This is a genomic window from Chloroflexota bacterium (genome assembly GCA_009840625.1).
Classification (GTDB): Bacteria; Chloroflexota; UBA11872; order UBA11872; family VXNJ01; genus VXNJ01.
Map to the genome: position 1 here is coordinate 38,048 of VXNJ01000006.1, position 13,894 is coordinate 51,941.

At 64.4% G+C, this 13,894-nt stretch carries 12 protein-coding genes; 3 read left to right on the forward strand and 9 right to left on the reverse strand.

Annotation, left to right across the window (positions count from 1 at the left end):
• Nucleotides 1-90: 90 nt before the first annotated feature.
• Nucleotides 91-675 carry an NADH-quinone oxidoreductase subunit B gene (locus tag F4X41_04620; GenBank protein ID MYB16305.1) on the forward strand — a complete coding sequence of 195 codons (585 nt, stop codon included), beginning with the start codon at nucleotides 91-93 and terminating at the stop codon, nucleotides 673-675.
• 24 nt (nucleotides 676-699) lie between these two features.
• Here the strand turns inward: F4X41_04620 and F4X41_04625 are convergent, their stop codons facing one another.
• From F4X41_04625 to F4X41_04665, 9 genes are all read right to left on the reverse strand, one after another.
• A complete protein-coding gene (locus F4X41_04625; protein MYB16306.1) occupies nucleotides 700-2,262 on the reverse strand; it encodes a citramalate synthase in 1,563 nt (520 codons plus the stop codon).
• 84 nt (nucleotides 2,263-2,346) lie between these two features.
• Nucleotides 2,347-3,435: a 3-isopropylmalate dehydrogenase gene (gene leuB / locus F4X41_04630; protein MYB16307.1), complete on the reverse strand. Its 1,089-nt coding sequence runs from the start codon at nucleotides 3,433-3,435 to the stop codon at nucleotides 2,347-2,349.
• 11 nt (nucleotides 3,436-3,446) lie between these two features.
• A complete protein-coding gene (locus tag F4X41_04635; GenBank protein MYB16308.1) occupies nucleotides 3,447-4,055 on the reverse strand; it encodes a 3-isopropylmalate dehydratase small subunit in 609 nt (202 codons plus the stop codon).
• On the reverse strand, nucleotides 4,052-5,455 hold the full coding sequence (gene leuC / locus F4X41_04640) for a 3-isopropylmalate dehydratase large subunit (GenBank protein ID MYB16309.1): 1,404 nt from the start codon (nucleotides 5,453-5,455) through the stop codon (nucleotides 4,052-4,054). The genes F4X41_04635 and leuC overlap by 4 nt, the downstream gene beginning before the upstream one ends.
• Before the next feature lie 6 nt (nucleotides 5,456-5,461).
• A complete protein-coding gene (locus tag F4X41_04645; GenBank protein ID MYB16310.1) occupies nucleotides 5,462-7,003 on the reverse strand; it encodes a 2-isopropylmalate synthase in 1,542 nt (513 codons plus the stop codon).
• Between the two features lie 218 nt (nucleotides 7,004-7,221).
• Nucleotides 7,222-8,223: a ketol-acid reductoisomerase gene (ilvC, locus tag F4X41_04650; protein MYB16311.1), complete on the reverse strand. Its 1,002-nt coding sequence runs from the start codon at nucleotides 8,221-8,223 to the stop codon at nucleotides 7,222-7,224.
• 2 nt (nucleotides 8,224-8,225) lie between these two features.
• Nucleotides 8,226-8,783, reverse strand: a complete 558-nt coding sequence (gene ilvN, locus F4X41_04655; protein MYB16312.1) for an acetolactate synthase small subunit — start codon at nucleotides 8,781-8,783, stop codon at nucleotides 8,226-8,228.
• A gap of 5 nt (nucleotides 8,784-8,788) precedes the next feature.
• The gene (ilvB, locus tag F4X41_04660; protein MYB16313.1) at nucleotides 8,789-10,468 is read right to left on the reverse strand and encodes a biosynthetic-type acetolactate synthase large subunit; all 1,680 of its coding nucleotides are present in this window, start codon (nucleotides 10,466-10,468) and stop codon (nucleotides 8,789-8,791) included.
• A 317-nt stretch (nucleotides 10,469-10,785) separates the two neighbouring features.
• Complete coding sequence (locus F4X41_04665) at nucleotides 10,786-11,508, reverse strand: metal-dependent hydrolase (protein ID MYB16314.1); 723 nt, start codon at nucleotides 11,506-11,508, stop codon at nucleotides 10,786-10,788.
• A 133-nt stretch (nucleotides 11,509-11,641) separates the two neighbouring features.
• Between F4X41_04665 and F4X41_04670 the strand changes: the two genes are divergently transcribed.
• Together F4X41_04670 and F4X41_04675 are read left to right on the forward strand one after the other, a co-directional pair.
• A complete protein-coding gene (locus tag F4X41_04670) occupies nucleotides 11,642-12,310 on the forward strand; it encodes a hypothetical protein (protein MYB16315.1) in 669 nt (222 codons plus the stop codon).
• Nucleotides 12,311-12,531: 221 nt separating this feature from the next.
• Nucleotides 12,532-13,890, forward strand: coding sequence for a substrate-binding domain-containing protein (locus F4X41_04675; GenBank protein MYB16316.1), 1,359 nt, complete (start codon nucleotides 12,532-12,534; stop codon nucleotides 13,888-13,890).
• The last annotated feature ends 4 nt before the right edge of the window (nucleotides 13,891-13,894 follow it).

The window sequence follows — 13,894 nt, forward strand, 5'->3', positions numbered from 1 at the left end:
CGGGCGCTGGGGAGTACGGTTAGGAACGGCCCGGACTTGGCGATAGAGAAACCCGCGGAACCAAAAATCCGCGATCCGCTGCTGGTGCGCCTGGGCGAGAAGAACGGCGCCCTGGACATACTCACCACCACCACCGACAAGCTCTTTTCCTGGTGCATGGCCAATTCGCTCTGGCCGATGACGTTCGGTCTGGCCTGCTGCGCAATGGAATTTATGGCCTCGGCGGCGCCGATGTACGACACCGACCGATTCGGCGTGATCCTGCGTTCTTCGCCGCGCCAGTCGGACGTGATGGTGGTGGCCGGGACCGTGACCAACAAGATGGCTCCGGTGGTCCGGACGCTCTACGAGCAGATGCCGGACCCCAAGTACGTCATAGCCATGGGGATCTGCACGATCGCCGGCGGTCCGTTCCGCACCTACAACACCCTGCAGGGCGTGGACCGGATCGTGCCGGTCGACATCCACGTGCCTGGCTGCCCGCCGCGGCCCGAAGCGTTCATCGACTCGATCCTGTTGCTGCAGGAAAAGATCAAGCGGGAAGGCGTCCTGCGCTGGAAGCCGCCGCCACTGCCTCCGGCTCCGTCCGGAATAGGGCATTCCCTGGAACCCCCGCGGCCGGGCGAGAGCGTATCGCCGGTGCCGGAAGGAATGCTGCCGCCGCACCGCAGCTGATCGCGGCGCAACCGTAGTCGGCGATTAGCCGACGGGGCCCTTCCGGAGCGAATACTCGTAGCCGTCGATTAGCGCCACCCACGAGGCCTCGACGATGTTGGCCGAGCTGCCGACCGTGCTCCACTCCCGTTCGCCGTCGGACATTGTGATCAGCACTCGCGTAAAGGCGCCGGTGCCCGAATCCGGATCCAGGATCCGGACCTTGTAGTCGATCAGTTGGACCGTGGCCAGCTCCGGATAGGCGGGCAAGATCGCCTTGCGGAATGCCCCGTCCAGGGCCGAGACCGGACCGTTGCCGTCGGCGGCGGTGTGCGACTGGTCGCCGTTGACTTGGAGCTTTACTACCGCTTCAGAGACGACCGGCTGCGAGCCGCGAGTCTCGGTCAGGGCCAGGAAGTCGATCAGTTCAAACGGGGCCCGGTAACCGGGCTGGCGGCGCAAGAGCAGCAATTCGAATGAGGCCTCGGCGCCTTCGAAGTGATATCCCTCTGCCTCCAGGAGCTTTACTGCCTCCAGCGTCTCGGCGGCGGTTTCGGCGGTCTGCGAAATCCCCAGCCGCTGGGCAGTGCTGGCGATGTTCTTGGATCCAGACAATTCGGAAATCAGAATCCGCTGACGGTTGCCGACCAGGGCCGGGTCGATGTGTTGGTAGGCGTGTTCGAATTTCGAAGACGCCGATGCGTGGTAGCCGGCCTTGTGCGCGAATGCCGAGTTGCCGACGAAGGGCTGGTGCTGATTGGGCGTGAGATTGGCTAGTTCCGACGCCAGGTGCGATAGCTCGGTGAGCCGGGCGAGGTTCCCATCGACCCCGCTTGAGTAGTCCATCTTCAGCGCCAGGGTGGGGATTACCGAGCAGAGGTTGGCGTTGCCGGTGCGCTCGCCGATGCCGTTGATCGTCCCGTGCACCTGGGCCGCGCCGGCTGCGACGGCGGCCACCGAGACCGCAACCCCCATTTCGAGGTCGTTGTGGGCGTGGATCGCCACCGGGGTTTCCAGCTCGGCGACCACTCGCGCAGTTATCTCGGCAGCTTCCTGAGGAAGCGATCCGCCGTTGGTATCGCAGAGCGCCAGCCAGCTGGCTCCGGCGTCCTGGGCCGCCCGCAGGGCCGCGAGTGTGAATTCGCTGTCCTGCTTGAACCCGTCGAAGAAGTGCTCGGCGTCCAGGATCACTTCTTTGCCGGCCGCGACCAGGTAGGCGACGGTGTCGCTGATCATCGCCAGGCCCTCGCGGGGGGTGGTTTCGAGGATCTCCTCGACCTGGAACAGCGAGCTTTTGGCCACGATCGCACAGGCCGGTGCCTTCGAACGGGCAACCGCCTGCACGGCGGGGTCGCGCTCGCAGGTCGAGCCCTTGTAGCGCGTTGCTCCGAAAGCGGTGAGCTTGGCGTGCTGCCAGGTGATGTTCTCGGCCTGGCGAAAGAACTCCTCGTCCTTGGGGTTGGCGCCAGGGAAGCCGCCTTCGATGTAATCGATGCCGAAGCGGTCCAGGGCGCGGGCGATATTGAGTTTGTCGGAGACCGAGAACGAAACGCCCTCGGTCTGCGCGCCGTCGCGCAGGGTCGTGTCCAGATATGAGATGCGGGCCATGTTGGTTTCAATCGCTGTAGGAGGAAGTTGGAAAGGCGGAAATCGGGATCCGCCACACCCGGTGCCCGGGCCGCGACCGTTAGCTTAGGCGGCCGCCGGCACCCCGATGCGGGCAATGATGGCTTCGCCCATGTCGGATGTACCGACATGCGACGAACCTGCCTCCTTGATATCTGCCGTCCGGTAGCCGGCATCGAGCGCCGCCGAGACTGCATCCTCGATCGCCTGGGCCTCGGTTTCGAGGTCAAACGACAACCGCAGCATCATGGCCGCCGATAGGATTGCGCCGATCGGATTGGCCAGCCCCTGGCCGGCGATGTCCGGCGCCGCGCCGTGGATCGGCTCATACAACCCCCGCGACGAATCGCCGAGGCTGGCCGAGGGCATCATTCCAAGCGATGCCGACAGGACCGCCATTTCGTCAGTGATGATGTCGCCGAACATGTTGGTGGTAACCACCACGTCGAAGTCGCGCGGGCTCAGGATCAGCCGCATCGCGAACGCGTCCACCAGAATCTGGTCCATTTCAACGTCCGGATACTGCGCGGCAACCTCGGTCATCACTTCGTGCCAGTAGGCCGAGGATTCGAGCACGTTCTGCTTGTCGACCGAAGTGACCTTGCCGCGGCGGCGGCGCGCCATCTGGAACGCGCGGTGGCCGATACGTTCCACTTCGGAACGCCGATAAAGCATGGTGTCGCGGGCGGCCGGTTCGCCGTCCACGGTCAGGCGCCCGCGCGGTTCGGCGTAGTAGACGCCGCCGGTCAATTCGCGCAGCACGACCATGTCCACGCCGCGCAGGATCTCGGGTTTGATGGGCGAGGAGTCGATGATCGGCTCAAATATCTGCACCGGGCGAATGTTGGTCCAAAGCGCCAGTTCGGTGCGGAGCCGCAGAACTGCCCGCTCGGGGTGGCGGCCATTGATCGCCGCGCCCCCGGCCACGCCGCAGGCGCCGAGCAGCACCGCGTCGCAGGAGCGGGCGCGATCGACCACCTCGTCGGTGATTTCGATCCCCTCGGCCGCGATCGCGGCCGCGCCGACCAATGCGGATTCGAATGCGAACTCGTGCCCAAAGCGCTCGCCGACGGCCTCCAGGACCCGGCGGGTCTGGCCGACTACCTCGGGACCGATTCCGTCGCCGGGCGCAAGCAGGATGTTATGTGTTGCCATGACGAAGCCGATTATCCAGCAAATCCGGAGACGTAAGGCAGTCTGCCGTGCACCTGCCGAACCGAATCCATGTTTTGCCGCAACTCGCCCAACGCGTCCCAGCGCCCCGACAACAGCGCCTCGCGGGTCGGAGCCGGCAGCGAAACCGGGTACTCGTGCTCGCCGGCGGTCAGTCGCAACCCGCTGACGTCTAGATCGAATTCGAGGCCCGGATCCGTCTCAACCAGAGCCTGCAGCTCGGCCGCCTCTTTGGCGGGAAGCGTCACCAGCGGCAGGCCCAGGGTGGTCGAGTTGCCGAAGAAGATCTCGGCGAAGCTCTCGCCTACGATCGCTTCGATCCCCCAGCGCGCCAGCGCCTGGGGAGCGTGCTCGCGCGATGAACCGGATCCGAAGTTGTCGTTTACGAACAGGATTCTGGAACCGGCAAAGCGCTCGTCGTCGAACGGGTGCGCGCCACCGGCGGCCTTGCGTTCGTCTTCGAAAACGTGCCGGCCAAGACCGTCGAAGGTGACCATGCGCAGGTAGCGGGCAGGGATGATCTGGTCGGTGTCCACGTTGTTCCCGCGCAACACGATCCCGCGGCCGCGGACCGTGGTGACGGGCGTACCGGGCACGTTCATCGGGCCACTCCGCGAACGTCGGCAACCGAACCCGCCAGCGCGGCGGCGGCGACCATCGCCGGACTCATCAGCAGGGTGCGGCCGGTAGGTGATCCCTGGCGGCCGATGAAATTGCGGTTCGACGAAGAAGCCGAAACCTGGCGGCCTTCCAGCTTGTCCGGATTCATGCCTAGGCACATCGAACAGCCGGCGTCGCGCCATTCGAAACCGGCGTCCAGGAACACCTCGTGCAAGCCTTCGGACTCGGCCTGGACGCGGACCTGCTGCGATCCGGGCACCACTATGGCCTTCACCGATCCCTCCACGCGGTTGCCCTTCACCACCGCGGCGGCTTCGCGCAGATCCGAGATCCGGCTGTTGGTGCAGGACCCGATGAACGCCACGTCGATCGGGAAACCGGCGATCGGCTGGCCGGGCTCAAGTCCCATGAAATCAAGCGCGGAGGCAACCGCATCGGATTCGGCCGGGTGCACCGAACGCGGGTCCGGCACGGCCTGGTCCACTCCCACGACCTGACCCGGGTTGGTGCCCCAGGTGACCATCGGCTCGATCGCCGACCCGTCGAATTCGACCACGTCGTCATAGTCGGCGCCGGATTCGCTGGCCTGGCTCGACCACCATTCGACGGCGCGCTCGAAATCTGAATCGGTCGGCGCGAAGCGACGCCCACGAAGGTATTCGAATGTAGTCCGGTCAGGATTCACGTAACCGACCCGGGCACCGCCCTCAATCGACATGTTGCAGACCGTCATGCGGCCCTCCATCGACATGGCGTCGAAAACGGGGCCGCCGTACTCGTAGGCGAATCCGGTCCCGCCCTGGACTCCAAGCCGGCCGATGATGTTTAGGATCACGTCCTTGGGATAGACGCCGCGGCCGAGCGAACCGTTAACTTCGATGCGGCGCAGCTTCGGCTTGGAGACCGCCATGGTCTGGGTGGCCAGGATGTCGCGGACCTGCGAGGTCCCGATCCCGAACGCCACCGCCCCCAGAGCCCCATGGGTGGAGGTATGCGAATCGCCGCAGGCAATCGTCATCCCGGGTTGCGAGATGCCGAGTTCGGGGCCGATCACGTGCACGATGCCTTGGGCCCCGGATGCCTCGTCGAAGAACGTGATTCCGGTCTTTGCGACGTTGCGCTCGATCGCCTGAAACATCTCTTCGGCCATCGAGTCGGCGTAGGGGCGGGCGGCGCCGTCGGTCGGAATTATGTGATCGACAGTGGCGAACGTGCGGTCGCGGAATGCAACTTCAAGACCCAGTTCGGAGAGCATGTCGAACGCCTGCGGGCTGGTTACCTCGTGGATCAGATGCAGTCCGATGAATAGCTGCGACTGACCCGAGGCCAGCTTGGCCACCTCATGGTTTTCCCAGACTTTGTCAAGCAGTGTTTCAGCCACCGGACATCACACCGAGTGCTGGAGGGGGATGCGGCCGACCGAAACGTCGGCGGTGAGTCGGTTGAGGCCGCTGACGAATGCGTGCGCACTGGCAACCAGGATATCGGTGTCGACTCCGTGACCGGTGGCGGCGCGACCGCCCTGTTCGACCCTGATGACGACTTCGCCGAGCGCGTCCGGAGATTCAGACACCGCCGAAATTGAAAAGTCGGTCAACTCCACGTCCATTCCGGTAGCGGACATGATCGCCTTATAGACGGCGTCGACCGGGCCGTCGCCCATTGCCGCTACCTGGACCGGTTCGTCATCTACCTGGATCCGCACGGTGGCGGTGGGAACGCCGAACGTCCCGCAGGAAACCTGTACTAGTTCCAGCTTGAACCGTTGCTGGCGTTGCAGGCGCATGCGCGCCCCGACGATCGCCTCCAGCTCCTGGTCAGTAATCTCTTTCTTGCGGTCGGCGACCCGCTTGAATTCGTCGAACACGTCCTGGAAATCCTCGTCCGGGATGTCGACGCCCATCATGCGCAGGTGATTGCGAAAGGCGTGCCGGCCGGAGAACTTGCCCAAAACGATCCGCGAGGAGTGGTGCCCGACATCCTCGGGCCGCATGATCTCGTAGTTGACCGAGTTCTTCAGCATCCCGTCCTGGTGCAGTCCCGAGGAGTGGGCAAACGCGTTGGCGCCCACGATCGCCTTGTTGGGCGGCACCGGCATTCCCATCAGGTTGGAGACCAGCCGGGAGGTTCGATAGAACTCGCGCGCGTCGATTGCGGTATCGGCCGCGTAGAAGTCGCTGCGGGTGCGCAGGGCCATGACGATCTCTTCCAACGAAGCGTTGCCGGCCCGTTCGCCGACCCCGTTGATCGTGCATTCGACCTGGGCGACTCCCTGCATCACGCCGGCCAGCGAATTGGCGACCGCATGGCCCAGGTCGTCATGGCAGTGCACCGAAACGATGACCTCGTCGATGCCAGGAACGTTTTCCATGCAATAGGCCACCAGCGACCCGAATTCGCCCGGCATAGAGTAGCCGACCGTGTCGGGGATATTCACCACCGTCGCCCCGGCCGCGATCGCGGTGGCCAGCACCTGCACCAGATAGTCCGGATCGGTGCGGGTGGCGTCCATGGTGGAGAACTCGACGTGCGGGCAGCGCCGGCGTGCCAGTTCGACCGTATTTCGGGTCAGCTCCACGACCTCTTCACGGGTCATGTTCAGCTGGTTCTGGAGATGAACGTCGGAGGTTGAGATCACCGTGTGCAGCAGTGGCCGCTCGGCGTCTTGCAGCGCTTCCCAGGTGCGTTCGATCTGATAGTCGCGGAACCCGGAGAGCGCCGCGATCTCGACGTCGCGCAACTCGCGCGACATCCTGGTTACGGCTTCGAAATCGCCGGGCGAGGTAGACGGGAATCCGGCTTCGATGACCGTGACCCCGAGCCGCTCCAGTTGGCGGCCGACCTCCATTTTTTCTTCCAGCGTCAGCGCGCCGCCGGCTGCCTGCTCGCCGTCGCGCAATGTCGTGTCGAAGATGCGAATTGTGCGCATCTGCAGCTTCCTATCTCGTTCTCAGTCGGGTGTTTGGAGTTCCGCCGCTTTGGCTCCGGCTGTCCGGACCGCGTGCGGCGGCGACGCTTGCGGGTTCAGACCCCTCTGCCGGACCGGTCCGGCGAGGGGCCGCTAAGCGCGAGCAGTAGAGATAGGTGCGCTGGTGCAAGCGGCGTTCGGAAAAGCTGCATGTGGAATTGTAAGACCGCTGCGTATTGCTAGTCGCGACGGCCTTGCAGGTGCGGCATCATCCCGCGCAGCCGGGCGCCGACTTCTTCGAGCTGGCTTTCCTTGTCCTTCTGCCGCAGGGCCGAGTAGGCCGGCCGGCCGGCAACGTTTTCCAGGATCCAGCGGTTGGCAAACGTCCCATCCTGGATGTCGGCCAGGATTTCGCGCATCGCCTTGCGCGACTCCTCGGAAATCACCCGCGGACCGGAGACCAGGTCGCCGTATTCAGCCGTATCGGACACCGAGTAACGCATGTAGTCGATGCCGCCCTGGTACATCAGGTCCACGATCAGTTTCAGCTCGTGCAGGCACTCGAAGTAGGCCAGTTCGGGAGCATAGCCGGCTTCCACCAGCGTCTCGAACCCGGCCTTGACCAGGGCGGTGGTTCCGCCGCACAAGACTGCCTGTTCGCCGAAAAGGTCGGTTTCGGTCTCATCGCGGAACGTCGTCTCGATCAGGCCCGCTTTGGTGGCCCCGACGCCCTTGGCGTAGGCCATCGCCAGCTCGCGGGCGCGGCCGGTCGCGTCCTGGTGAATTGCAAAAAGCGCCGGCACGCCCACGCCGTCCTCGAACATGTCGCGGACGATGTGGCCGGGACCCTTGGGGGCGACCATTGCAACGTCCACGTTCTCGGGCGGGCGGACCTGGCCGTAGTGGATGTTGAACCCGTGCGCGAACATGAGCATGTCGCCGTCGGCCAGGTTGGGCTCGATCTCTTCGGCATATGCTTCGGGCGCGTTCTGGTCCGGCACCAGCACCATCGAGATGTCCGATGCGGCCACCGCCTCGGCGGTCGGCAGCACCAGCAGGTCGGCGCTTTCGGCCCGACCCCAGGACGAAGAGCCTTCGCGCAGGCCGATGACCACGTCCAGCCCCGAGTCCTTCAGGTTCAGCGAGTGGGCATGACCCTGGCTTCCATAGCCGATGACGGCAATCTTCTTGCCGGTCAATTCGCCCAGATCGGCATCGTCGTCGTAGTAAACATCAACCATAGTCAGTAACTCGTCCCTTGTCCGTTGTGGGATTTTTGGGCTTCCTCAACCGGCGCCGAGATGATCTTCTCGCCGCGCGACATCGCCACCGCTCCGGTCCGGGCCAGTTCCATTACGCCGAAATCATTTGCGACCCGCAGGAACCGGTCGATCGAATACGGTGACGCGGTCAATTCGATCATCACGTAATTGCGGCCGACGTCGTCTACCCGGCCGCCGAATACCTGGGCCAAGCCGATCACCTCGGCGCGATTCGAGCTGTTGGTGGCGATGCGGATGAGCGCCACCTCTTTGAGCACCGCGCTGCCCGCGGCCAGATCGAAGACCTTCAAGACCTCGATCACCTTGTAGAGCTGCTTTTCTACCTGCTTGACTTCGCGGGCGTCGCCCTCGACGACGATGGTCATCCGCGAGACTCCGGGCCGCTCCGAGTGTCCAACGACCAGCGAGGCGATGTTGAAGTTGCGGCGCCGCAACACCATCGAGACCTTGGCCAGGACGCCGGGGCGGTCCTGGACATATGCCACGACGGTGGTCAGCCGTTTCGACTTCTCTTCCATCGGGATCAGGCCTCCACGGTCTCGCCGAGCGACGCGCCGGGAACGACCATCGGCATGCAGTCCTCGAATTCATCCACCAGGAAATCGATCACGACCGGGCCGTCGATCGAGCGCGCTTCGGCGATGGCGTCGTCGGCTTCGGCCTGGGTGGCGGCCCGCAGGCCGGTAATGCCGTAGGCCTCGGCGACTTTCTCGAAGGGCGGGTTGGCAAGCCGCGCGCCCAGCAGGCGGCCGTCGTAAAAGCGGTTCTGCCATTGCCTGATCATGCCCAGGTGGCCGTTGTTCATCACCCCGACCTTGACCGGGATCTGGTACTCGGCCAGGGTCGCAAATTCCTGGATGTTTATCTGCAGCCCGCCGTCGCCGGTGACGCACCAGACTTCGTCTTCGGGGCACGCCACCGCCACTCCCAGGGCCGCCGGCAGGGCGTACCCCATCGGTCCGGTTCCGCCCGCCGAGAAGAAGTGCAGCGGGTGGTCGTAGAAGAAGTTCTGCGAGGCCCACATCTGGTTCTGCCCGACGTCGGCTATCACCTTGGCCTTCCCGCCGGAATGCTCGTAGATCTTGCGGACCATGTGCTGGGGCAGCAGGTTTTCCGACTGCGGCGGGTCGTGGGACGGATGGTCGGCTTTCAGTTGGGCCAGGTGCTTGAGCCAGAGTCCGTGCTCGGGCGGGCGGGCGTTCTGGTTCAGCAGCGCCAAGGTGGCCTTGGCGTCGCCCACGATCGGGACCTCGGTCGGGACGATCTTGCCGATCTCGGCCGGATCGACGTCGATGTGGATGATCTTGGCCTGGGGTGCGAAATCCGCGACCCGTCCAGTGACGCGGTCGTCGAAGCGACAGCCGATGCCGATGATCAGGTCGCAGTCGTGGACGGCCATGTTGGCGTAGTACATCCCGTGCATGCCCATCATTCCCAGCGACAGCTCGTGCCGCTCGGGGAAGCAGCCGACCCCGTGCAGGGTGGTGATGACCGGAAGCCGGTTCTTGGTCGCCAGTTCGAACAACTCGTCCCAGGCGCCGGAGATGGCCACGCCGTGCCCGGCCATGATCACCGGTCGCTTGGACGCGGCGATCAGGTCCGCCGCGCGCCGGACCATCATCTTGTGTCCGGCCCCGGCGGGACGATACCCGGCGACCTTGACCGATTCGGGGGTCGGCGCCTTGGTCTCGGCCAGGAACACGTCCTTGGGAATATCGATATGCACCGGGCCCGGGCGTCCCGAGCGCGCCAGGTAGAACGCCTCTTTCATGATGTACGGCAGTTCGTCCGGATCGGTGACCAGGTAGTTCTGCTTGGTGACCGGAATCGAGCAGCCGGTGGCGTCGGTCTCCTGGAACGCATCGGTTCCGATGAACTCGCGCGCGACCTGGCCGGTAATGAAGACGACCGGCACCGAGTCCATCTGCGCGGAGGCCATCGAGGTGACGAAATTGGTCGCGCCGGGACCGGAGGTCGAGGTCGCAACCCCCACCTGGTTGCGGGCCCGCGCATATCCGTCGGCGGCAAAGCCGGCGCCTTGTTCGTGGCGCATCAGGTAATGGCGGATCTGGGGGTAGTGGTAAAGGGCGTCGTAGAAAGGCAGGCTGGCGCCGCCCGGCATGCCGAAGATGGCATCGACGCCTTCCTCGACCATCACGTCGCACACGACCTGGCCGCCGGTGCGAGATTGCGTCGATTTCATCGCTGGAAAGTCCTTATCGGGTCTGAATAGAGATTGGGGGAGGGGTTGCGCGGAAGCGCGGGTTTTCTGGTTTTCGAGAGCTGCCGGCTAGATTGCCAGGGCGCTCTCGCCCCGTACCGCTACCACTACCGACCACCCCGCAATGAGCGTGCGGGTGCGGATTTGGGCGAGTTCACCGATCGGGAACCGCGTATGGCAGGTTGCGCGCACGGCGCTGCTTCCGGTCAATTTGATCCTGATAAGGGGATGATCCGCGAACTATCGCGGCGCCCAAATTTTAATTGCCAGGAAGAAATCGGGGCGGGCCGCCCCAAAATTCAGGACGGCAGCTCGATTTCCTGGCCGGGCTCGAGTTCCAGGACCTTGGGTTTGGATGCTCCACCCAGGCCTTCGACCAAGGCATCGGCGTCCTGGGCCAGCAGCGGAAAGGTGCGGTAGTGGCAGGGGACAACGTAGCCGCAGCCGAGCATGCGCGCCGCTCGCGCGGCGTGACGGCCGTCCATCGTGAAGTGCCCGCCTATCGGCAACACCGCCAGCTGCGGACGGTAGAGTTCGCCGATCAGCGTCATGTCGCCGAACAACGCGGTATCGCCGGCAAAGTAGACCGATCGCCCGTCCTCCAGGACGATCACGTATCCCACCGGGATGCCGGCGTTTTCAATACGGTCGCCCACACGCAGCGAGGTCGTGTGCTTGGCCTCCACCATGCTGACCGACACTCCGCCCACCGCGACCGTACCGCCGAGATTCATTCCGACCGCACGCTCTTCCGGCAGTCCCAACTCGGCTAGCGCCCAGACGGCTTCGAGCACCGCCACAACCCTGGCCCCGGGGTTGGCGGCGGCGGTGGAGAGCAGATCGGCGACGTGATCGTCGTGTCCATGCGTGATGAGGATCGCGTCGATTCCTTCCTGGACGTGCTCGTCGGCCGGGCAGGTGGGATTGCCGGCCAGCCAGGGGTCGATCAGGATCGACCGGCCCTCGGGCGAAGTGAGACGAAACGTTCCGTGGCCAAGCCACTTCAAACGTGCAGAGTCCATGTTGCTAGTCCGGCGCCAATCGGGGAACGCGCACCAATACCATTAGAAAGTAGCCGTTTCCAGCAGAACCAAGCTCGATTCTTCCCGGCCGCCGGGGAACGCCATGCACACCTGGCTTGAATCAGAACACCGCATGCACTTGACCGGCGGTGACTCCAACCGCCGCGTGCAGGTGCTGGTGGCGTTGGCGATGGCCCTGCTGGTGGCGCTGCAGGCCCAGGAACTGAACATCTTCACGGTGACCCTTGTTGGCGGTTTCGTTGTCTGGATCCTCACCCTGGTGATCCGGCGCAACGTCGAAGTGGTTTTCGACCGCCAGTTCAAGATCGTCGTCATCCGCCAACACGACCTTTTCGGTTGGTTTTCGTTTCGCGACGAGGTCTTTGAGTTCTCGCAGCTGGAGGCGATTCCGGTGGTCTCGCGGCGGCGCTACGTGGCATTCGGGGCCGAGACCCTGTGGTTGCTGGGAATCAAATTCTTCGCTGAGGATTTCATCGCGGTCGGCACCGTGCACGGCGAGGCGCGGCAGATCGAAGACGTGCTGGCCGAAATCGGTCAGTTCCTCAACCAGCCGCTGGCCCAGGATTCTTTCGAAGCCGGATCGCGGCTGAATTCAGGACCGCAGAGCCTGGTTGCCGAGATTCTTGATTCGGAAGCTACCGTTCGGCTCGGTCAGGCCGCCTGCCTGGCGATGATCCTGCTCTCGCTCTACGCCGCCCCAGGAATGGCCATTTACTACCTGATCGCACTGGTGCTGGGGACCTGGTTCGACTGGTTGGCGCGGCGCTCCGATCGAGCCTGAGCAAGGCAAATTAGAAACGATTCGTTGACCGGCCCGATCGCCGTTCAGGGCCCGCATTGCGATGCGGGTGCTGGCGACAACCGCTTTCGCCCGCACTCAAAGTTCTACCGCAGCGGCTCACTCGGAGCGGACAGTGAGAGGGGTTTGAATCGCCGCTGGATCGACCCAATCGCTGGATCTCGCCGAATCGGCAGAATTCCCAGCCAAATGGTTCTCGACAAGTGAGTCCAAAGCTCGGACGCTGGACGGGGGTCGGCGTAGTCGTAGCACTTATCCTGGTTACCACCGCTCTCACCACGCTGGTCAATCAGGCCTTCTTCGCGCCAACCGATGCCGGTGCGGCCGCACCCCCACAGGTCGATTCGCTTCCCGATTCCGGGCATGCCGAAGACGATCCCCGAGCGGTTGAAGCAGCGGCGGACCCGGTTGCGACTGAACCAAGCGCCCCGACAGCTGCTTCGGGCTTGACCGCCGCGGCGGATGCGACGGCAGACTCCGGTGAATCCGGAATCGCCATGGGGGCAGCCGGTGATGAGGAGTCCGACGCAATGGAACCGGAGCCGGGCGCCGGTGAGATTGCACCCAGCATCGGGACGGCCGATGCCGGTCGCTCCCACCCCTCCCATACCGAATCGCCGGAACCTGCGCCGACGCTGTGCGTGGTCGCCGACGGGGATCCAGAAAAGCTGTATTGGAAATTCGTCGAGTTTCACGCCGAACGGGCAGCCGATATCGTCGGCGTGCATCTGGATTACGCGACCCACCCTGAAGCCGCCGCAAGGGTTCAGGCGATTGAGGAGTGCGTCCGGAGCGGCGCGCCGATGATCCTGGCCACCCTGGCCGACCCCCAAGAAATCGTTCCGGCGATGCGCGCGGCGGCCGAACTGGGCGTGCGGATCGCCAGTTTCGGCGCGGGGGCCGAGCACGCGGACGATGCCGGTTCGCTAATCCACGTCTCGATTGACGACGCGGCGGCCGCTCGCCGCGCGGCCGATCAATTCACCTCCGCCGGAGTGTCCGGTGCAGTGCTCTGCTTGATCCCCAACGGCGTCGAAGAGTCTCGCCGTCACATCTGCGATGAACTCCGATTGACTTTCACGGGCGGAGCAGTCGATGCGCATCAGCTCGCCGCAACCGATCCGGGCAGGCAGATTGAGGATTTGTTGGCGGCCGCGCCGCAAACTGCCGGACTGCTGGTGCTTGAGGCCGATCTTCTGCCGCACGCAATTGAGGCGATGGCCAACGCCCAAATCGCGCCCGTGCTGGGTTCGATCGGCGAATTCCCGTTAAACAAGCTCCCGTTTGACCAGCGCGATCAGATAGCTTTCACGGTGATGGACCTAGCCCGATTCGAGATTTTGTTGGCCGCCGCCGCACTGCGGCTGATGCACACCTACCACCCGAACGCTAGGTTTTTCGAAGGGGCCATGATTTTCGAAGGCCAACCGAACGTCCACACCGGCGGGCCGCGCGGTGGCCACGAAAGACCAGCCAGCGGCGTGGAACCCGCACCAGGAAGCGACGGCCACGACCACAGCCACGACCACGTTGACGGGGAGGGTGGCGAAGACCACCACTGAACCG